Origin of the sequence: Thalassobacillus devorans (assembly GCF_011761345.1) — a bacterium.
In the GTDB taxonomy this organism is placed as follows: Bacteria; Bacillota; Bacilli; order Bacillales; family Halobacillaceae; genus Thalassobacillus; species Thalassobacillus devorans.
This window is the reverse complement of the sequence record NZ_JAASRY010000003.1, coordinates 217,596-239,297: the sequence shown is the minus strand read 5'-3', so window position 1 is coordinate 239,297 and position 21,702 is coordinate 217,596. Positions and strand designations below refer to the sequence as shown.

17 protein-coding genes are annotated in these 21,702 nt (G+C 45.0%); 6 read left to right on the top strand and 11 right to left on the bottom strand.

Annotated elements, in window-relative coordinates; all coding sequences use genetic code 11:
• Positions 1 to 425: 425 nt before the first annotated feature.
• The 3 genes from FHS45_RS12185 to FHS45_RS12175 form a co-directional block, all read right to left on the bottom strand.
• The gene (locus FHS45_RS12185) at positions 426 to 587 is read right to left on the bottom strand and encodes a hypothetical protein (RefSeq protein WP_157620161.1); all 162 of its coding nucleotides are present in this window, start codon (positions 585 to 587) and stop codon (positions 426 to 428) included.
• 182 nt (positions 588 to 769) lie between these two features.
• Entirely contained in the window at positions 770 to 2,095 is a 1,326-nt protein-coding gene (locus tag FHS45_RS12180; RefSeq protein WP_062443124.1) for a S8 family peptidase, read from the bottom strand.
• Positions 2,096 to 2,589: 494 nt separating this feature from the next.
• A complete protein-coding gene (locus FHS45_RS12175; protein WP_062443126.1) occupies positions 2,590 to 3,312 on the bottom strand; it encodes a 3-ketoacyl-ACP reductase in 723 nt (240 codons plus the stop codon).
• A 122-nt stretch (positions 3,313 to 3,434) separates the two neighbouring features.
• Between FHS45_RS12175 and FHS45_RS12170 the strand changes: the two genes are divergently transcribed.
• Positions 3,435 to 3,893: a DinB family protein gene (locus FHS45_RS12170; protein ID WP_062443130.1), complete on the top strand. Its 459-nt coding sequence runs from the start codon at positions 3,435 to 3,437 to the stop codon at positions 3,891 to 3,893.
• A gap of 91 nt (positions 3,894 to 3,984) precedes the next feature.
• On the opposite strand, the gene FHS45_RS12165 is transcribed toward FHS45_RS12170, so the two are convergent.
• The 3 genes from FHS45_RS12165 to cypC form a co-directional block, all read right to left on the bottom strand.
• Positions 3,985 to 5,475, bottom strand: coding sequence for a Na+/H+ antiporter NhaC family protein (locus tag FHS45_RS12165; RefSeq protein ID WP_062443133.1), 1,491 nt, complete (start codon positions 5,473 to 5,475; stop codon positions 3,985 to 3,987).
• 285 nt (positions 5,476 to 5,760) lie between these two features.
• Positions 5,761 to 6,201 (bottom strand): cell wall hydrolase, encoded by a 441-nt coding sequence (locus FHS45_RS12160; RefSeq protein ID WP_062443136.1) that lies wholly within the window; start codon positions 6,199 to 6,201, stop codon positions 5,761 to 5,763.
• Between the two features lie 325 nt (positions 6,202 to 6,526).
• Positions 6,527 to 7,807, bottom strand: a complete 1,281-nt coding sequence (gene cypC, locus FHS45_RS12155) for a CYP152 family fatty-acid peroxygenase CypC (protein ID WP_229717907.1) — start codon at positions 7,805 to 7,807, stop codon at positions 6,527 to 6,529.
• Between the two features lie 129 nt (positions 7,808 to 7,936).
• On the opposite strand from cypC, the gene FHS45_RS12150 reads away from it, so the two are divergent.
• Positions 7,937 to 8,326, top strand: coding sequence for a DUF1259 domain-containing protein (locus FHS45_RS12150; protein WP_062443142.1), 390 nt, complete (start codon positions 7,937 to 7,939; stop codon positions 8,324 to 8,326).
• 39 nt (positions 8,327 to 8,365) lie between these two features.
• Here the strand turns inward: FHS45_RS12150 and FHS45_RS12145 are convergent, their stop codons facing one another.
• Positions 8,366 to 9,406 carry a YfcC family protein gene (locus tag FHS45_RS12145; RefSeq protein ID WP_258953965.1) on the bottom strand — a complete coding sequence of 347 codons (1,041 nt, stop codon included), beginning with the start codon at positions 9,404 to 9,406 and terminating at the stop codon, positions 8,366 to 8,368.
• A 22-nt stretch (positions 9,407 to 9,428) separates the two neighbouring features.
• Positions 9,429 to 9,791: a hypothetical protein gene (locus tag FHS45_RS20350; protein WP_258953966.1), complete on the bottom strand. Its 363-nt coding sequence runs from the start codon at positions 9,789 to 9,791 to the stop codon at positions 9,429 to 9,431.
• Between the two features lie 181 nt (positions 9,792 to 9,972).
• Here FHS45_RS20350 and FHS45_RS12140 point away from each other — a divergent pair, with 181 nt between their 5' ends.
• On the top strand, positions 9,973 to 11,178 hold the full coding sequence (locus FHS45_RS12140; protein ID WP_062443145.1) for a M20 metallopeptidase family protein: 1,206 nt from the start codon (positions 9,973 to 9,975) through the stop codon (positions 11,176 to 11,178).
• A 40-nt stretch (positions 11,179 to 11,218) separates the two neighbouring features.
• On the opposite strand, the gene FHS45_RS12135 is transcribed toward FHS45_RS12140, so the two are convergent.
• Complete coding sequence (locus FHS45_RS12135; protein WP_062443148.1) at positions 11,219 to 13,093, bottom strand: Xaa-Pro dipeptidyl-peptidase; 1,875 nt, start codon at positions 13,091 to 13,093, stop codon at positions 11,219 to 11,221.
• 67 nt (positions 13,094 to 13,160) lie between these two features.
• Complete coding sequence (locus tag FHS45_RS12130; protein ID WP_062443151.1) at positions 13,161 to 15,491, bottom strand: WD40/YVTN/BNR-like repeat-containing protein; 2,331 nt, start codon at positions 15,489 to 15,491, stop codon at positions 13,161 to 13,163.
• 452 nt (positions 15,492 to 15,943) lie between these two features.
• On the opposite strand from FHS45_RS12130, the gene FHS45_RS12125 reads away from it, so the two are divergent.
• The gene (locus tag FHS45_RS12125; RefSeq protein ID WP_279588091.1) at positions 15,944 to 17,323 is read left to right on the top strand and encodes an alkaline phosphatase; all 1,380 of its coding nucleotides are present in this window, start codon (positions 15,944 to 15,946) and stop codon (positions 17,321 to 17,323) included.
• Positions 17,324 to 17,390: 67 nt separating this feature from the next.
• Positions 17,391 to 18,050 carry a hypothetical protein gene (locus tag FHS45_RS12120; protein ID WP_062443154.1) on the top strand — a complete coding sequence of 220 codons (660 nt, stop codon included), beginning with the start codon at positions 17,391 to 17,393 and terminating at the stop codon, positions 18,048 to 18,050.
• A gap of 102 nt (positions 18,051 to 18,152) precedes the next feature.
• Here the strand turns inward: FHS45_RS12120 and FHS45_RS12115 are convergent, their stop codons facing one another.
• The gene (locus FHS45_RS12115; RefSeq protein ID WP_062443157.1) at positions 18,153 to 19,352 is read right to left on the bottom strand and encodes a CynX/NimT family MFS transporter; all 1,200 of its coding nucleotides are present in this window, start codon (positions 19,350 to 19,352) and stop codon (positions 18,153 to 18,155) included.
• A gap of 156 nt (positions 19,353 to 19,508) precedes the next feature.
• On the opposite strand from FHS45_RS12115, the gene FHS45_RS12110 reads away from it, so the two are divergent.
• Positions 19,509 to 21,677: an FUSC family protein gene (locus tag FHS45_RS12110; protein ID WP_062443160.1), complete on the top strand. Its 2,169-nt coding sequence runs from the start codon at positions 19,509 to 19,511 to the stop codon at positions 21,675 to 21,677.
• Positions 21,678 to 21,702 lie beyond the last annotated feature (25 nt).

The following is a 21,702-nucleotide window of genomic DNA, read 5'->3' as shown; positions in this document are numbered from 1 at the left end:
TTATACAATAACTGCAACTTTAGACCTATGCAATGTTACAAAAAAGACAACGCTTTCATGTGTTTCTTTTTGCTTATAAACCCTTTAATGACAAGGGTTTTCCAAGTTATCATTCTTCGAAAAAAATTTTTTATGTAAGTTATCCTTAAAAGTGTTAATTTTTACTCTGTATAAAAATAAGATAAACATTGTATTTATACAATGAACTGTATATTTAAAGTAGATGGACTGCCTATTTATTAGACATTGAATTTCCTGGACATACAGAATTCCCTTGCCTCCAGCATCGGGGATTCTTTTTTTAGTAAATAGGGATAGCGAGTCTTTTGCTTCCCGCATTTTTTAGTATGGAAATAACAATAAAAAAGCAGTACCCCCCTTATATAGGAAGGTACTGCTTTTAAAGAATCTATATAATGAGCAGCTTACTGTTGTCCAAACTCCAGTACAGGCTGCTGATGGATAGGTTCCGTTTGTGGTGTCATGCGCTTGCGTTTCTTGATGCGCGTAACCAGTGAATCAAACGCCGCATAAACAGAGAAAAAGCCAAAAACAGTAAGAAACAATATTGATAGAGAGGTTACCATACTCGCTATCCCCTTTCATTTATCTTTATATATTATTATTTCCATCTATATAATATCAAATTTTATTATAAAGTAAATACATTTACGTAAATTCTTAAAAATACTGTCGTATTCTTGGCTATATTGTGAATAACTTTAAATTTACAGAAAAATCGCACTCCCCTTTCCAGGGAATGCAAGTGTTAATTTATGGTTTTTTCTCCATTGATATAACCTGCCCCATATACGTTTGGGTTCTTGTCCTTCCATAGATCAGCATTGTTCATTAAGCGGTCTTTTATTTCTTTTGGAGAAGCTTCCGGGTGCCTTTGCTTTACCAGAGCGACGATACCAGCGCATATCGGTGTAGCCATCGATGTTCCTGAAAGCATAAAGTAGTGGTCATCCACTCTGGCTGTTTTCTGTGCTTTATCCAGGTAAGAGCCAGGTGATCGTAAGGAGACGATGTTAACTCCTGGTGCTAATATATCCGGCTTTGTGACGTCATAAATGGTTGGTCCTCTACTGGAAAAATTAGCTACTTCATCGTCACTTCTCGTTTCAGCAGTGTTTTTATCATCTAAGGCACCGACCGTGATGACCTGGTCGCTGATTCCAGGGCTTGCAATTGTCTTCCGATCAGGACCTTCATTTCCTGCGGCTACACAAACCACGATTCCTGCATTCCAGGCAGCTTCGACTATCTTTACCATCGGGTCTTCATCTTCTGAACCGAAATTCTGTGCAGCTGCTCCTAAGGACATGCTGATGATATCAATACGGTTATCTGAGTTTTCTTCGTTATACTGTATGCACCATTCCACGCCTTGCATAACTGTTTCCAGTGACCCTGAACCTATCTTATTAAGCACTTTTACACCGACCAGGTCAGCTTCAGGAGCTGGGCCTTGATATTTGCCATTAGAGGCGGACCCATCACCTGCAGCATCCCCTGCACAATGAGTGCCATGGCCGTTGTCATCATAAGGCTCGCTGCGATCATTGATAAAATCTACAAATCCTGTAATTCGTCCGTTTAAGTCCTGATGGGGATGGATTCCCGTATCGACAATCGCGATTGTCACACCCTTACCTGTCAATCTTGTTCTATCCCGTATAATATTATGAGCATTGGCTGCAGGAACAGCTACATCAAGTAGTGCATTCACTTCTCTGTTAAGATAAACTTTTTTAATATGGTTACAATTTGCTAACAGATCTTCCAGTCCTGACGGGGTTACTTGGGCGCTGCAGCACGATACCCTTGCGAAATCGTGCTTGAAGGTACATCCATGGTGGCGTTCCAGCACTTCGTGGAGCTTAATGCAGTCTGCTTTATAATAGTTGTCTTCAAATTCGACAACCAGGGAAAGCTTTTTTCTTTTCTTCACATAACCTTCAAACATACGGTGCAAAAAGCATGGCGTCCATTTGAATGGGCGGTAACTATTCAGAATTTCTTCCCGAAGCGGCTTTTCCAATTTCTCCGCATGCGCTCTTACCATTTGAACCATCGAATAACCAAACATTTTCCTTTACCCTACCTTTCTTTGGAGTTCTTATAACCTATGAAAATAGGGAAGAAAGGGAAAGGTGATTGTCCATGATTCTAGTAAATTGGCTAATAACCTGTAATAGGGAAATTGTGAAAAAACTGCAGCTGAGAGGTTTTGTCCAAGATATGGGGAGAAGGTTGGTCAGGGAAATAACTCGCTTTCCGTGGCATATCGTCAGCCTCCTCAGGCTACGCCTTCCGGGGTCTCACCCTGTACTATTATCCCACTGGACATTGAAATTTCTTCTTAAATCAACACCGCACGAAGAAAATGCGTAGAATTTTCGAGGAGTCTCGTCATTTCCCTGACCACCTGCCATAAGTGAATTACGGAACCCTACTGCTTTTGTATCATTCATTTTTCTTCCTATCTTTTCGAATCTCTATTAGAAGAGGTCTCTTCATTTCATTTTTTTGAAAATTAAAAAATCCCCCTGAGATGGTAAGTCTCAGGGGGAAGTTGTGTGATTAGAATGGGTTGGTTGCCCATTGGGCGGATGTTTTGATAAAGATACGTGGATGGAGCTTCAACTGGGCGATAATATATTCAGCGATGTCTTCCGGCTGCATGAATTTCTGTTTTTCTTCTTCGGTAATATCGCCTTTACCAGTTAGTTCTGTGGCCACCATACTAGGTGTCATGGCAAATACACGGATGTTATGTGGTCTTACCTCTTGCATTAGAGCTTCACTCATCCCCAGCAGACCGAACTTAGAAGCACTGTAAGCGGTCGATCCAGCGGTTCCTTTCAAGCCGGACATGGATGAAATATTGACGATGTCTCCACCCTGTTTTTCAATCAGTTGCGGCAAAACGTTTCGGGTAACATGGTAGACACCATACAAATTGACATCAATGGTTTGCTTCCAATCTTCCGGGTCCATTTCCAGGAAGTTCCCTTTTTTCATGATTGCTGCATTGTTGATAAGGATATCAAAAGTACCGAGTTTATCTGTCAAACTTCCAATTGCTTTTTCGACTTCTTCTTCTGAAGAAACGTCAGTGACAGCATAGGCTGCTTGGACACCAAGTGTCTCTGCTTCGGCTGCTACTTCTTTCAATGCCACTTCCGTTCGTGCAATCAACCCGACATTAACGCCTTCTTTTGCTAAGGCAAGCGCAGTCTCTTTACCGATCCCTCTTCCTGCTCCAGTGACCAGAGCTACTTTACCTGTCAGTGATTGTGCCATCTTTCATTCTCCTTTCTATGATTCTATCCATTCTAAGCGTATCAGAAAAAAGCATATCTGTTTATTTTGACGCATCCCTTCTTATAAACTGAAAGAAGTAATATCAATAGGGAGGAGTCCAAATGGATAAGAACGAGCAGTTTAAGCAATATTTTTCATCTCATCGCAGCGTGACTAATGAATTAATCGGAAAAATTGGGACAGAGCATGTCGATTATCAGCCAACCCCTACTTCTATGACTGCACGCACATTAGCGCATCACATGCTGAAAAGTTTTTATCAGTTCACTTCTGCCGCAGCTCAGCAACAGGCGAGTGAGCTATTTGAAAATGAAGAGGAAACTTCCTTGAACGAATTGGCAGAAGTGTACACGACAGAAACGGAGAAATTAATCGAATCCATGTCAGATGAAGATTTTTCTGCCACCATTGACTTGACAGAAATGCTTGGTACCAAGCTTCCAGCAGAACATGTGTTGAATTTGGCGATGGATCATGAAATCCATCATAAAGGAAACTTATTCGTCTACGTCCGTGAAATGGGGCATACCGAACTTCCTATGTTCGTCAAACAAGGATAAGGTCCATAATACATTTGTACATTTGTGATAAAAGTAAACCCGGGCAATGAATTGTTCATTGCCCGGGTTTCTGTTTGTCTTAGCCTTACTTTTATCTCGAACCTTCATAGTCTTTCGGCTTGATTTCTTCGCCATCTTTTCCGCTGTAACGTAAACCCCAGCCTGTCCATGCCGCAATCAGCATGACAAGCAATAGCCCCCAGCCTTGGAAGACATATGGAAACACTTCGGTAGGACTTACAACTGGAAGGAAATCATATTCCTGTGCAGCACCCTGGATGGTTGCCCAGGCAAGCAGCACACCACCACTCCAAGGGAAGATATAGCCAAGGGACGAGGTCACGGTATCAAGAAAGTTCGCTCTTCTGTATGCATGGATGTTCATTTCTTTACCGATTTTTCTTACAAATGGCGCCGCCGCAATTTCTGCTGCGGTATTGATAGTGATAAAGACATTTAAGAAGGCGACGATTGCGAACATGGAAAGCTCCGCTCTGCGGACAACATTCTTAATGATATTCAAGAAGAAGTTTTTGATTACTTCCATGGTTCCGGCCACTTCCATCAAGTGAGCGGCTGCCAGAATAAACAGTATCAGGATCGCCATATTAAAGTAACCACCAATCCCGCTCATCAATGCCCCTTCAATGACTGCATCTCCTGACTCATCGCGATAGACATGGAGGACTTTGGTCAGGCTTGTCCCTGTCAGAAAAATGAACACAATAGATGCAACAATTCCCCAAGTCAGAGACGTCAGTAAGTGATGGCCCGATAAGGCAAGGTAAAGGACGAGAATAAATGGCAAAAGCATCAATAACCCGTTTGGACCAACCTGACTTTGGAACTCCTGAAGAGCTGCCGCACTTTCAGCTGAACCTCCGCCACCAAAGGTGACAAATAAAATCAATGCCGGTATTGCAGCTGCAATCGAATATTTGAACCTGGACCGGACTACACCAGGTACATCGGCGTCCTGAGTTGTTGCCGATACAATCGTCGTATCGGATACAGGCGCCAGGTTATCCCCAAACACGGCACCACTCAAAATCGCTGCTAATAAGATAACCGGATCAGCTCCAAGGATGACCCCTGCCGGATACATTAAAATACCAAAAGTAGCTACGGTTCCATAGCCTGTCCCGACTGCCGTCGCAAATAGAGCGGCAAGCAGGAACGTCAAACCGACGAACATACCACCTTCTACACCAGTTTGAAATCCAAACCAGATCAGTCCATCGACTAACCCGCCGGCAGATAGCAGTGTCGCAAACATTCCAGCCCAGAACCAGGCAATGACCGCGATGACCCCGATCGGCTGCGCCATACCTGAGAACAGACTTTGAGCGTAATCCGACCATCTCGATTTTGTAAAAAACAGTCCGAGCGCAATCCCGATAACCATACCAAGGACCAGCGCTTCTTCCGTGACGAGCTTCGCCACGCTGAGCGAGATCGCCCAGATGATAAAAAATACCAATGGAATCGTCGCAGCAAAAACACCGCCGCGGAACTCCAGCTTCTTGATCGATTTTTCACCGACCGCTTCATTAATAGCTTCATCGTTCTTTCTTTTTCCCATAATTCTCCCTCCAAGAAACAATTTCACTGCATAAGTGTATCATATTTATATTGTTTGTAAACGTTTACAAACAAATACAGAAATCGGGGACAGGCTCCCATTTATACCTTCGAACCATATCTTGATTTTCTGGCATGGGAAGAACAATTATTATTAAATATTTTGCGGGAGGGCAGGTATTTCGATCATAAGAAACTTAAATAAGCCCGGATTTGTTGATCCGGGCTTATTTTGAGGTTCTTATTCTGTTTCTTCCCGAGCAAGTTAAGTATGCTCTGAGGAACCCTAACCCATATACACACTATCACACGTATCTGGCTGTGGTTCGTAATAACAATGATTTTTAAATTGACCAGCAAAAGGCTGGCCGTACCAAGTTGGCGGACACGGACCATATGGATTAAAATACCAAAGAGCAAATTTCGCTGGGTGTTGCCTCCAATAGTCTAAATTCTTTTTTGCTAACCTTTTTTCCACGGACCTCGCCCTGTTATAAAATACATTACCTTTTTGGACAGCCTCAAAAGAATAATTTCCACCCTGCACCTGAAAAATGACATCATTAATGTTTCTTACATCTTTAAAATCCAAGCAATCAGCTATCGCGCGATTAACAATGACATTGCCAACGTACAGCATTCCCTGCTTTCCTTCTCCTTCGGCTTCCGCTCTCATCATCCTCGCCATTAAGGCAACATCTGAATCTCTGTACTTCACTCTTGGCATTTTCTCACCCCAAATTTATTGTATGAAAAAATTCCGGATTCAATGAAAGTAAATTTCAGCTGACCTTTTCTCTGTATATAAGGACTGTTAAACCAGGTTACCTTCTTCCTGATGGTCTTTATGCAATTTCTTATGACCGTCCCTCAAGTATTGAAGGTTCCGTGTGGTCTTTATCTATGCTGTAATGACCATCCCCGCGGATGTTTCGCCGGCTTATGGTCTTTAACACATCTATAAAGACTGTCTGCTCACGACTTTCCGTTCCCAATGGTCATAAGAAATCGAGTGTAAAACCTTCCTGATTTCACACTCGATGTTATGCTATTTATTTTCTTTTGATTTCGCTTAGAATTATTCCTGACTCGGGGACAGATGGCATTCTTACCGTGCTGTAGCTCAAATCCTGTTCGGGAACGTGATAGCTGATGTTTTTTGTTAGAAAATCCAGGCTCGCCTTCATAACACGTAATGTTGCCCATTCTCCCGGACAGCGGTGGTTTTTATAATAGTCACCGCCTCCTTGCGGGATCAGGTCGAACAGACCTCCATTCCATTCACGAAATCGGTCCGGATAGAATTTATACGGTTCTTCCCAGAGGCGGGGATCATGATTGGTTCCGTAAATATCCAGCAATACAAGCCGGCCTTTTTCGAATTTGATATCATTCCAGATAAACCCCCTGCGCACACGTGCTCCTAAAAACGGTCCGAACGGATAGTAACGGCGTACTTCCTGGGAAAACATCTCAAAAAAGGCATCATCCGCTGTCTTCAATTTCCTGTGATATTCCGGATGTTCATGCAAAGCTAATGCGCTAAAAGCTATAAAGTTTGTAATCGCGACGATAGGACGAAGCACATTAATTAATTCGATGGCTGCCATTTGCGAGTCAAGATGCTCGCCGTCCAAATCGCGGTGGAAGGCCATTGCATAAAGGGCGGTTTCCTCTTCTGCTTCCAGTTCGCCGTCGCGTACTTCATGAATTATTTTCTTAATCCACGCTTCGCCTCGTCTTCTGGCTTTTCTTCCTTGCCGGTGTCTCGGCCCAACCGCTCCGAAGGCATCGACCATATCCCAGAAGTCATCTGCCCGCTCTTTTACTTCTTCCTCTTCTAACGGAACGCCGGCCCAGTGACAAGCAACGCGGCAGAGCACTTCTTTCGCTTCCTGAAAAAGGTCGGTTTCCTCTTCCTTTTCCCACAGCGAAAGTCGGGCACGCCATTCTTCTGTTGTCAGATCGGCGAGCTCCTGCAGCCTGTCCTCTGTCATCAGGGACATGAATAATTGTTTCCGGTGTTCATGGGCTTTTCCATCCATCCCTTGAATAGCATTCTCTCCAAACAGTGTCTTTTGAATCCGTTTTGGCGCAGCGTTTTGGCGCGTGAATTTATCCTTGTCATAAAAAAGTGCGGCGGCCTCTTCACCACTCATACAGATTACTTTTTCTCCTAACAATCGTGTTTCAAAAACGTCCGACCCATAGGTTTCACATCTGTTTTGAATGAAATGGTAACCTTCTTTCAACAAAGCAAGGCTATTATCCAATGTTTTTTCACGTGGGACTGGAGTTACTGCATTCATCGGAATAGATCGCTCCTTTTCCATCTTAAGATAGTTTGTAGTTATGTTCCCCAGAAACCTCTCAGCAAACCCATGCATGCCGGATGAATACTGATAAGTTCAGCCATATTTTTTTATGTGCCACATATGTTGAAGAGTAAGGAGTTGATCACTATGAATAGGAAACAACTATGCCAACAGTTTGGAAGAATATTGGGAGGAGAATCGAAGTTCGAGCATGGGGTCTGTTCAGTGGAACTTGAACGTGACTTAAAGGTAACAATTCAAGGCCGTCCCAGCAAAGCAGAATTACATGCCGAGATGATGTTCGAGTCATTGGATCAGAATGGTTGGGCGTTGAATATGGGAGAGACGGTGATTTTAGAAGAGGAGGTCTATCCATTTATTTCGATACTGCAGAAAAATGGCATCCTGGTCAGCGCATTGCATAACCATTGGCTGTTTGCGGAGCCAACAATATTATATCTTCATTTTCAATCCGTAGAACCACCTTTGTCGTTCGCCCATAAGGTCGCAGATGCATTGCGGGTGTTTCAAAAATAAACGGGCCATCCTTTCTTAGATGGCCCGTCATTTGAAGTTTTATACTGGCCCCCAGCCGATCATGACAGCAATCACCAGCATGGCGATAGCAATAACCGTCCAGATTAACAGCAACGGCAGCATCCATTTTGCCCACTTGATCCAAGAGACTCCTGCAACGGCTAAACTGGCCATCAGTGGACCCGAGGTAGGAAAAATACTATTGGTAAATCCATCACCAAATTGATAGGCTTGGACAGCAACCTGTCGTGTGACCCCAATCATATCTGCCAGTGGTGAGAGTATTGGCATGGCAATCATAGCCTGGCCGGATCCCGATGGCACCAGAAAGTTCATGGCACCATTAGCTACAAACATACCTAATGCTGCGAATACAGGCGACAGTCCTTCCAATGGTATTGATAATGCATGAACGAATGTATCAAGAATTGCCGCGTTTTCCATAACAATTAATATGGCTCTTGCCACTCCAATAATCAAGGCCCCATATACAAGCTTCTGGCAGCCCTCTAAAAAAGTAATCGCAAGTTTGTTGTAATTCATTCCGGCAATCACGCCGGAAACGAGCCCGATTATGATGAAAAAGGCAGCCATGTGGTCGATTGTCCACTCATATTGAATGGTGGCAAAAATGAAAAACAGCAAAGAAATTCCTACAAAAGAAAGAATGACTTTATGACGGCCGGTAAAAGGTGCGGTCAGTTCCCCCTTACTTCCCTGTTCCGCGTCCAATACTCCAATCAGACTTTTACCTGGATCCTCTAATACTTTTTTAGCGTAGAACCAAGTGTACATGATGGTCGCTCCTACAATGACAACAAAAGCAATCACCCGCAGCAGCATTCCTGAAAACAGGGGTATATCCGCAATCGATTGGGCAATCCCGACTGTATAAGGGTTCAGGAAACCGACGTTGAAGCCGGCAAATGTAGCACCGAATGTGATGGCTACAGCAACAATCGCATCTAATTTCAGTGCTCTTGCGATAATTACTCCGATGGCTACAAAAGGAATGACGGAGTTAGCTACAGCTCCAACTGCTCCCCCAAGGGCAAACAATACAGATACTACAGCAATCAACCAGAACTCTTTTCCTTGTGTCTTATTGACCGCCCGTACCTCCCTTGATGGCTCCAGAACGCTCCACTACTTCAAAAGCTCCACCGGCAAATAACACTAGAAAAATCAATCCGGCGGACTCTATCATTCCAGTCTGCAATGCTAAGAATATATCCATGAATCCCGTAGGGTTTCCTTCGACTGTTGTATATGTACCAGGGACTACTCGTTCTACTTCATCCACAACTTCTCTTTCAAAGGAGCCAGACGGCACAAGATAAGTGGAAATAACTGCTAATAATAGCACCAAAAACAGAATAACGTATGTATCTGGCATCTCCCATGTTTTCTTAGTTTTACTTTTTTCATGATGTTTTTCCATATTCTCTTCAGGTTGCGCACTCATTTATATTCATACCCCCAATATTATTTTTATGCAATTATACCATTCTACCACCCTCTCTAAATCCTCATTTCACAACATTTAACGAGTTGATAACTTGAATGACGTTGTATATTATATAAGTTATAGTGAATAATTGCAAAGTGGTTTTTTATATTATGGTAGATTATTAGGAGGCTTTTTCATGATTCAATCAATGTTCCAATTACTAGATGAGCAACATTCAGAAATAGTGGAAATTCGCAGAGATTTACATATGCATCCAGAACTTTCACACCAGGAACAACGTACCCCCGAACTAATTGCAGAATACTTAGAAGGATTAGGTTTGGAAGTAAAAAGAGGAGTCGGCGGGAATGGTGTGGTCGGTTATTTACACGGTAATCACCCAGGAAAAACCATTGCGCTAAGAGCAGATTTTGATGCTCTTCCTATGAAGGACGAAAAAGATGTAGCTTATAAATCAAAAGTGGATGGTGTCAGCCATGCTTGCGGCCATGATGTTCACACTGCAGCGCTGTTAGGAGTGGCAAAAGTATTAAGCGGATTAAAAGATAAACTTGCCGGAACGGTCGTCTTCATTCATCAATTTGCCGAAGAAGTCAGCCCGGGTGGTGCAGAAGCGATGATTGCTGATGGCTGCCTTGAAGAGGTTGATGCGATCTATGGGGCACACGTCTGGTCCGATAACCATACTGGTGAAATTCTATTCAACGAAGGTTTTACAATGGCGGCAGCTGACACGTTTGAAATCGATATCCAGGGAAAAGGCGGGCATGGAGCTCTCCCTCATTTAACCATAGACCCTGTTGTTGCAGCCAGCCAGCTTGTCATGAGTTTGCAGCAAATCGCAAGCAGAAACGTAGATCCATTAAAAGCAGCTGTCATCACTGTCGGATCTTTTCATAGCGGAGAAGCACTAAATGTCATTCCTGATTCTGCTTCGGTAAAAGGTACGGTACGGACATATGATGAAAAAGTTCGGAAAATGATTAAAGACAAAATACAAAAAACTGCAGAAGCGTTGGAAGTTCAGACTGGTGCTGATATAAGTGTCGACTACCATTTCGGCCATGCTTCTTTATATAATCACCCAGCGGAAACAGCTTCATTAAGGGTATTAGCAGAAGAAAACTTACCGGGATTCGATGTTAAACAAATGCCACCGTTTATGGGGGCAGAGGATTTTGCCTATTATTTAAAAGAAGTCCCTGGCACGTTTTTCTTTGTTGGTGGAAAAAATGAAAAAATCAACGCCATCTACCCCCATCACCACCCTAAATTTGATGTGGATGAAAGCTCCATGGCTACGATCGGCAAAGTATTCATGCTTGCTTTGATGAACCATGGAGTCATTACTGAAAAGGAGCAAAAAATAGTAGAAGTTTAATAGGAAAGGCTGGCCTCATCATGGCCAGCCTTTTTTCAGATTAAAAGCCCAGTTCCTGCTTCCCTCCGACAACCGGAAGTGTAACGGTACTTTGTCCAAGTGATACCTCAAACTCTACTGATTCATCATATGCGTTTATATACCTGCGGTCACTGCTTGCAATAACTACACCTATCCGGTGACCTGGTTTGAACACATAGTCTTCCGGATGCAAGTCAAACCGGAAATGGTAGTTTTTGTCCGGTTTTAGCCATTCTTCATAGGATAGGGACTTCCAGTTTTTCGCATCCATCCACCCGCGCGTCACAATTTCATATGGAGCTTCATGGGTAACGATTTCTGTTTGTTTATAGCAGGCGTCGTCGCCTTCTATACTCTCACCCCAGCAATCTTCAACGTCCAGGGTGCGGATCCCTTCGCCGCGATTCGTGTGGTTGATCCGTTCATCGCTGCCATAGTCAACAATCAAGGCAGTCAGCCCGGCATCTTCCATATCGACATTCGAACGAATTTCCACCGATGGTGTGCCGCTGAATCTTACTTCCTCTTCCAATTCAGGCGATAAAAACATCAGACGGTTCTCGCTTTCTGTGAATTCATTCGCTGCCATATCACTTTCCGACTGACTCGGGTCGTTGATAAAGAACTGATCGAAGTTTCCCCGTACAGGCCCCGTGGTCAAGGTGCCAGGGGATTCATCGTCAGCAGGAGCGAGCCTGATCTTTGTTTCCCTGGCCTCATCTGCCGGCCACGTTTCATATGTTTCCCATTCGTCTTTTCCGCGTTCGATATCGGCCATCGGTTCATCCATAATGCCGTTGTCAATATCAAGGAGCCAATGATCGAACCAGCGGTGCAGTGTATTTACCCATTCGTCTCTTCTGAAATCGAATGGATCCACATGTCCTGTCTGGGTAAGCCAGATTTTTCTAGGTACGTCATTTGCTGACAGCTCTTCCCACCATTGCATGAAATGCTTCGGTTTTACATTGAAGTCATTCAATCCATGGATCAAAAACACACTAGCTTCTACATTGTCAGCGTCCGGGACATAGTTGCGCTCATCCCAGAATTGATTGTAATCCCCTGTTTCATCGTCTGCTTCCTGAGCCATTTCTTCCCGGACACCTGCACATGCTTCTCGGCGTTCAGAACTGACTACAGCATTAGCAAGGCCAGAAGGCCCATTCCTCCAATAAATCAAGCCACCATAACGATAATAGTCATACCAGCTGGAGATGGCGCCGATGGGTACAATCGTTTCGAGTCCTTCCACACCGGTGGAAGCTACTCCATTGGCAAGCGTGCCGTCATAGGATTTTCCAATCATGCCGACTTTCCCTGTCGTCCAGTCAGCAGTGACTTCTACTCCGTCTTCTGTATAAGCGGGCGCATTGCCATTCAGCCATTCCACCACGGCCTTGATACTCTCCGTCTCCTCTGGACCTCCTGTGTTCGGGCAGCCACCAGAATTATTTGTGCCTACCATATCAGGAAGCACGACTGCATACCCTCTTGGAACAAAATAGTTGTCATAGAATAACGGAAACTGGTCATTTACCCCGTCACCGTCCGTATCTTTTATTTCTGATTCATTACCGCGGCCAAGCCTTTCATAATAAGGGCTCGCATCCATGATTACCGGCACCTCTAATCCATCCTCTGTTTCACTTGGACGGATGATGTCGACAGCTATCCGATCCGGCTCTCCATTTCTATCTGTATCTAAATCGGATTCCACATAGACTGTTTCACGAATGGCATCTTCATAAGAGAAAACAGGCTCTGTCACACCATCCTGCAGTTGATGGGCAGACCCCTGTTCTTCCGCGCTTACCGGGGCTGTTACTGCAAACAACGCAATGATGAATAGATTAATAGACAGCAGCCACCCCTTAGCACTAGCTTTTATCATCTAATTCCTCCCATTTAAAAATAGAGAGGGTGCCCGGGATACGTACACCCTCTCGAAAGTTGATAGATTACCAGCCTTTTGGCTCTATTTCATATACTCCCCGTCCGAATGTACCAGCAAAAAGCGTACCGGAGGGCTCATGGTAGTGAAGGTCCATGACCGGAACCAATGGCATACCTTCCCCAAGGCTGTACCACTTCTTACCGCCGTTAGGGGAAACAAAGACACCTACATCACTGGCAGCATATAGGACATTCCGTTTTTTCGGATGAATGATGATATCGTTCAGTGGAACCTCCGGAAGATTGCTGCTGACATCTTTCCAGTTTTCTCCACCATCTTTGCTTCTCATTACATGCGCAGCGTTATCCCCGGAACGGAAGCCTGAGAAGGTAGCATAAACGATTTTCTCATCCTTCGGGTCGACTGCGACTCTTGTGATCCATCGATCTGGAAGCTTCTCATGTTCAATTTCCGCCCAGTCCTCACCAAGGTCACTAGTTGTCCATAAACGTCCATCATCCGTACCGGCATATAAGGTGTTACTGTCTGATTTTGCAGGCGCTACAGTAGTGATTGTTCCAAACGGATAAGCATCTTCGCTTTCCGCATCGGAAAGGCTCGGGCTGATTGCTTCCCAGGTTTCCCCTCCATCAGTAGATCGATTGAGAATATTACCGGCATAATACATAATTGAAGGGTCATTTGGATCAAATACAAGCGGGGTCAGCCAGTTTCGTCTGTCAGATTCCGTTTCACCTGTAAAGTTGATCATGGTCTCCCCGCCATCGATGGAACGGGCACAATTCCCATATTGGTAACAGGCAAATACATTGTCCTGGTCTTCATAGTTGATCAGATTAGCCAATCCATCCCCATAATAATAATTGTTCCAGCCATTTTCTCCCCAGGAACGGATCGAACCATTGTCCTGTGTGCCTCCAGCCAGGCGGCTTGGATCCTCATGGCTTACGGTGAGGGTATAGAACTGGGTGTACGGCTCATAGGTTGCTTTGACCCATTCTTTTGACACATCTCCGTTATCTTCTGATCGATAGACCCCGCCATCATTTCCTAAGTAGACACGTCCAGGTTCTTTTGGATCCCATGCCATTCCATGCTGGTCAGCATGGACCTCGCGTCCATTGGTGGCTGACCACGTCTGCCCGCCATCTTTTGACTCCATCAGCTGTACGCCGGATACGAAGATATGATCCCCGTCTTCCGGGTCGACGTAATTCCTGCCGAACCACCAGCCGAAGGAAGACTGCGAGTCTGCCAGATTTTTCGGATGGTCCTGCTTTTCCCATGTGGTACCGTAGTCTTCTGAAATGTAAAACCCTTCGAAATATCCGCTAGTTTCAATTACGGTAGCGTATACTTTCTCTGGATTTGTAGAAGATACAGCCAGCCCAATTCGTCCTAAATCGCCATCCGGAAGCCCTTCTGTGACTTGCTCCCATGTCGATCCCCCGTCTTCAGAACGGTAGATTCCTGACCCTTCCCCGCCGTATTGGCGTTTATTTGGATAACGGATCCGATCCCACGTTGCTACATAGATACGGTCCGAGTTATCAGGATCAATGGCAATATCGACCGCTCCTGTTGTTTCATTTTCACCTGCTAAGACTTTTTCCCAGGTATCGCCCCCATCCTCAGAGAGGTACAGGCCGCGCTGTTCTCCTTCATGGAACAAAGGTCCTGTCGCTGCTACGAAAATTCGTTCAGGGTTTTCCGGATCAATGACAATCCGGCCGATAGAATTCGATTCTTCTAATCCAATAAGTTCCCAGCTTTCTCCGCCGTTATCGGAACGGTAGACACCGTTTCCGCCAAATACGACACTTCCGCCACCAGGGTTCGCCTCCCCGGTTCCTACGTAAAGGGTACCATCTGAAGTGATCGCAACAGCACCAATTGACTGCACAAGCTCATCGTCCCAGACAGATTCGAAAGTATCACCGGCATCTGTGCTTTTCCAGACGCCCCCGGAAGCAGCTCCGATATAGATCGTATCTGCTTCGTCTGGGTCAACAACTACATCGACTACCCTTCCGCCAACCTCACTTGGGGCATTGAAATTCCATTCCTGGTTGATCGCACCAGGAGCTTCCTTGGAAGTCATCTTCCTTAGTTCTGAAGCTTGATTGACTGCTTTACGAAAAGCATCTCTCGGGATTTCTTCCTCTTCATATCCTTTTTGCGTCATGAACCAATCATCCCGTTTTCCTGGTCCCTTTTCTACGAACCCTTCATCGTCTACTTGGCTCTCTTCCGCTTTTGAGGGAACTTCTTCTACAGATGTAGATGTCGATATGTTTTGCTGAGAAAAAATGACGCCAGCAACCACACCAAGAAAAAGGAGTGCAATTACCCAATACCAATTCTTTTTCTTCAAACTTATCTCCCTCCCTGATTTAACTAAAATGCTTACTTATGTAGGATTCATGGTGGGGAAAACACGAAGGTCAATCGTCGGAGCAACCCTAATGCATAGGCAATAACTAGTAATCTATCCTCCCTTCTTATATTAGAGTTATCGTAATACCAAAATCTAGGAAAGACAATGTTATCAGAATATTTTGATATCATAGGACTGATTAGGGGAAAAATAAAGGTTTTTAGGCCTAGTTACCTTTTGAATATTTCGCATCACGAAATATTTTATATAGTTAATTAGAATTAATAAAGGACTTCGTATAACAAGGACTAATTAACCACAATTCTAGGCCTTGGTAAAATTTATCGAAAATTACAAACCCTTAACATTCTCTCAATACAAGTTTAATAGTTTATCCCTAATATGAGGGCTGTATCATTAATAACATAACGTAATGGGAGGAATCAGGTTTGTTTAACAAAAAGTTTTCAAAGAAATTGCTGCCCGTCGCTATCATGTCTACGGTTGTTTTTGGAAGTACGGCAGGAACATTCGGGAATGAAGCTGGTGCGACACCGGACACAAGTAATAGCGAAATTAAAAACGTCATTTTCCTAATTGGGGATGGCATGGGCACTTCTTACACTTCGGCTTACCGATACTTAATGGACGATCCTTCTACCCCTTACACGGAAAACACAGCTTTCGATGAGCACTTGATCGGCATGCAAGAAACCTATTCATGGGATGAAGAAGAAAGCATCACAGACTCGGCTGCCGCTGCTACTTCGATGGCTGCCGGAATCAAGACATACAACAACGCCATCGCTGTCGACATGGAAAAGAATGAAGTGAAGACAGCTTTAGAACTGGCGAAGGAAAAAGGAAAATCGACCGGGCTTGTCGCCACATCACAGGTGAACCACGCAACACCGGCATCTTTCGGAGCGCATGATGAATCGCGCCATAATTACAATGATATTGCCGATGATTATTTTGATGAAACAGTTAACGGCGAACATAAAATTGATGTGATTCTTGGCGGTGGAACTTCCTATTTTGAGCGGGAAGACCGCAACCTTACCGAAGAATTCCAGCAGGACGGATTCAGCTACGTGGATTCACGTGAGGAAATGCTGAACGATGACAGTGAACAGGTGTTAGGCTTATTCGCTCCAAAAGGGATGGACAAGATGATTGACCGTACAGAAGATGTACCATCACTGAAAGAGATGACATCTTCCGCTCTGGACCGCTTAAGCAAAAATAAAGATGGATTTTTCCTGATGGTCGAAGGAAGCCAGATTGACTGGGCTGGTCATGATAATGATGTCGTATCTGCAATGAGTGACATGCAGGATTTTGAAGGAGCTTACCAGGAAGCAATCGAATTTGCCAAAAAGGACAAGCACACGCTAGTGATCACAACAGCTGACCATTCTACCGGCGGTATGGCTATGGGGCGTGATGGTGAGTATAAGTGGGATCCTGAACCAATCAAAGCAGCGAAGCGTACACCGGACTTCATGGCTGCTGAAATCGCAGAAGGTGCAGATGTAGAAGAAACGCTCTCCAGCTACATTGATCTTGAATTGACACGGGAGGAAATCCAATCGGTCAAAGATGCCGCAGATAAAGGAGATACAACAGAGATTGATAATGCCATCGAGCACATTTTCGACGTTCGTTCCGGCACGGGTTGGACGACTGGGGGACATACTGGTGAGGATGTTATCGTATATGGCTACGGCCCACAATCCGACCAGTTCGCAGGTCTGCATGACAACCATGAAATCGGACAGAAAGTGATGGCAGTATTGGAAGGCAACCGAGGAACAGTGAAAAAATAAGAAAACGCCGCTGTCTCTAGGGCAGCGGCTATTTTTCTAACACGGTTTGAATAAGGAGGTAAGGAGCATGAAGCATCTGCTGATGGCAGTTTTCAGCGTGATTTTGTTAGCCGGCTGTTCGACAGATGGCAATAGTAATGAAAGCCATGCCGAAGCAAAGGACAGCACGGTACCATTTGAAATCCCAGAAAAAACAACGTATACGAACAATCCACAGGCAAGCGACGACCGTGAACTCCAACAAGCAGGCGATCACGTCGAGGATGAAAACGGCCAGCTGACACTCAAGGCCATCAAAGAAGGGCAAACTGTTGAAGAAATCGGGCCGATGCAGCTTGTAATCGAAGATATAAAAGTGATGAACTACTCCCCATCACCTGACCTGATCGACTATTTTCATGCATTCAGCCATAATGAAGCGAACTTCGACTATATCAAGTTTACCGTTGCCATTAAAAACACCAGCGATCAGCCAGTTAATTTTGCCCCGATAGATTTACTGGAAACGAACACAGGCGAGAAAAAAGATTTCGATGACGACTTCTATCTGGAAAATCTTTATGGAGACTATGAACCTGGTGAAGTTAAGGTTGGAAATATGGGCTTTGTGCTGAATGAAACAAGTGTCGATGAGTTAGAATCTATCACCATTACTACGAGTGATGTCATGGATGAAAAGCAGGAACCTACGCATGACGGTAAAGAAATGACGCTAAAAATCAAATAATAAATTCAAATCCCAACAACAGGATCAAAAAATGAACAGCCTGGAGCTATTCCCGGCTGTTCATTTCTTTTTCCTCAGTCAATAATTTCTTTATCTCTGTGCCTACTCCTTTACGTGTGCAAATACCGTCTGATTGCGCGTAGCGCCAAGCCCTGCTGCTATCATGACAACCAATATTCCGATAAAAATTACGATTGGTGTGATGACGGTTGCGGAGACATCAAGTATCATTCCGATCAGGGTCGGACCGATAGCAGCCAAGGCATATCCAAATGATTGCGCCATTCCGGATAACGCCGCACTATCACGGGCGTTGGCGGCACGGAGACCAAGCAGGGTGAGGGCAAGGCTGATACTGGACGCCTGTCCCATCCCCATCAGCATTACACTCCCGGTCAGCCAACCAGTAGTGGTGCTAACTAACATTCCGGTCAAGCCGGTGAGATACAGTACCCCAATCATTATAATCAGGCCCCGCTGGTTACGGAAGCGATCAGCCAATACGGGCGTCAGAAAGGTCATCGGCAGTCCGGCCAGCTGCATTGTCGATACCATCCAACCTGCTGCTGCAATCCCAAGTCCTTTTCCGGTCATAATCTCCGGCAGCCAGGTAATCAGGCTGTAAAATAAAAACGATTGAAGCCCCATAAAAATGGTCACTTGCCAGGCTATTTTCGATTGCCATATTGGTGGTCCTGACAGCCTGGCAAAGGTTTTATCCTCATTTTTCACCGGTCGGGAAAGCTGGGGAATCCATAGTAAAGCGGCAATCATTGCAAGCAGTATCCAGGCGAACAGCGCTTTTTCCCATCCAAGCCCCAGTCCTTGTACAAGCGGAATGCTAAGCCCTGATCCGACAGCGGAAAAAACGGACATCGAGGTGGTATAAACGGCTGTCATCAAACCGATTCTGCCTGGATACCTGCCCTTGATGATTCCCGGAAGCAGCACATTGGAAATGGCGATTCCTATTCCAACAAGCGCAGTACCTGTATATAACGTCGGAGGAGCGGCAATATAGCGAATTGAGATGCCGAGCATCAGCGTCACTAACCCTGCGAAAACCATCCGCTCATAACCAAAACGGTTTCCAAGCTGTGGAGCTAGAAAAGAAAATACTGCAAAGGAAATCAACGGCAGCGTGGTGATAAATCCAGCAGCCCCATAAGAAATTCCAAGATCAATCCGAATAGAACTGATAAGCGGACCGACCCCCGTAATTGCGGGTCGCAAATTGAACGCCACAAATATGACCCCTATGATGAAAAGAAGCTTTTTCGTTTGTTGAGGGTGGTCTGTCATTATTATTTTCCTCTCATCTCGTGAATCTTTAATTATCATCCTATCACTTTCAAAATTATTGTAAATCGGGAAGACTTTTCATATAAGTTGCCCATATACTGATAGGAACGTAAAATAGAAAGAATATAATACATCGAAGAAAGGGGTGAAGAAGCGTTGAAGAAACTTTCACTCAAAGACTACTGGCTGGGAAGACTGCTCGCTTCTGACCCCGGGCGCAAACGGCTGCACCAGGCGGGCAAAGCGACCCTCAGTTTAATATCAGCAGTGTTTACCATCATTTTTCTGTATGGAATGGCTGGCCAGGAAGCATTGTCACCTGCAATCGTAGCCGGCATGTGCGGAATGCTTGGAGTCATGGCGGTGATGGACGATACAAAACAGGAAAAACAAGTCACCACCGGGCTGCTTGTTTTTCCTGCTATGGGCGGTGTGACATTCGGTGCACTGCTGGCGGAAAGTGTGTTTCTCGTCTCTTCCCTGATGGTCGCTGTTGTTTTTTCCGCTTTTTATTTCACCCGTTTCGGAAGCAGGTACTTTTCCTTTGGCATGATCGCATTCATGACAGTCTATATTTCATCTTTTTTAAAATTATCACCCGCTCAGTTCCCGTGGTTTTATATCGCCATTGTCATTGGAGTCAGCTACGCTTTCCTCTATAACTTCATTATTTTCAAAGATTCTGCGCACATGCTGAAGAGAAGCATCCAGTCCTTTCATACCCAGGCAAACCTCACTTTCCAATTGCTGATCGATATGATCAAGGATCCGGAAATAAAGGAATCCCGGGCCAAAAAGCTGTATTACAACGTTGGAAAGCTGCGGGAATACGCAAGAAACGTTGCGACGGATTTGAATACCCATGATGTCAGCGAGTTATGGCCAGGGCTTAACACTTCACAGGTAAGGCTGTATGTCTTTGATACCGCTATGTTTGTCGAGACTTTAGCGGATTCACTTGCCGAACTGAAGCGGAAGGATGCATTTGAATCGGAAGAAGTGAGGCAATTACTCGTGGAGGTCATCGCTGCACTTCGGAAAGCTGATGTGCTCTCGCCTGCCTACGAAAAAGAAAATTTGCATATCGCTCAGCGAGCCACTGTGAATTTCCGTGATACGATCAATCAGCTATTTGACGACCATGGTCCCCACCCCCAAGGCAGGCTTTATTTACTGCGACGTATCGAATCGATTGCTGATCATGTCACCAACGGGGCAATCGAAATTCAACTTTCTTTGCAAACAGGAGATAACGGACAACACGCTGATGAGGAACTGAAGAATGAGGACGAAGAAGCTTCAGAAGAGGAAAAGGAAGAAGGACTCAAACCTTCCACAAAGAAAGCACTGCAGGCCTTGGCAGGCGGCACAATCGCCGTTATTGTCGGTCATATCATTTCACCAATCCAGCCTTACTGGGTGATTTTGACGACATTCATCATCTTACTCGGGACAGAAACCGTTGGCCGCACCTACCTGAAAGGATTTCAGCGATCCGTCGGAACAGTCATCGGTGCGATTATCGGGTTCGGGCTTGCCCGTCTTGTTTCCGACTATACTGCCCTTGAAGTGTTGCTGATCTTTATCGTCGTATTTTCCGCCTTCTACATTTTGACTGTTTCCTACACGGCCATGAGCATTTTCATTACGTTGCTCATTGCCTTCATGTACGACCTGTTGTTAGGCGGAATCAGTTTTGCTTTATTAAGCGCTCGTGTTGTGGATACGATTGCCGGCGGAGCGATTGCATTTATCGTATCGGCGGTACTTTTACCGACCAAAACCCATGACAAAGTAAACGAGACGTTCGCTGACTACCTGGACGAGTTAAAAGGATATGTGATTCCGTATGTAAGAAGCTTTCATGAGCCGGTTAAGGTGAAGGACCTGGCAGAACAGGCGTTTACAATGGAAGAAAAAGTCCAGGCCATCAAAGAGGAGTCCCGCCCGATGCTTCAGCGGCCGGGCGCAATGAAACGTTCCGAATTATCACGATGGATTACCATTTTCACAGCGATCAACTACTACGCCAAACACCTGGTGGCCTCTGCTTATCAGAAAAATTTTGTCTATCCGGAGGAACTGAAGGATGTTTTTCCGAAGATGGAGGAAAAGCTGGCACATAATCTGGAAGTTCTGTCCGCGAAAATTAAAGGCGAAGCACATGCAGCCGAATTATATGATCTCCGGGAAGAGCGGGGACAGATTGAGCGCCTGGCCCCTGGCAGCGAGCAGGGACAAGGGGACCTTGTTCACCACCTTTATTATGTATGGCGCATAAACCAGTCGCTGCTGGTACTAGCAGCGAAATTAGGATTGAAATAAAAAAGGACTCCGCCGATGGAGTCCT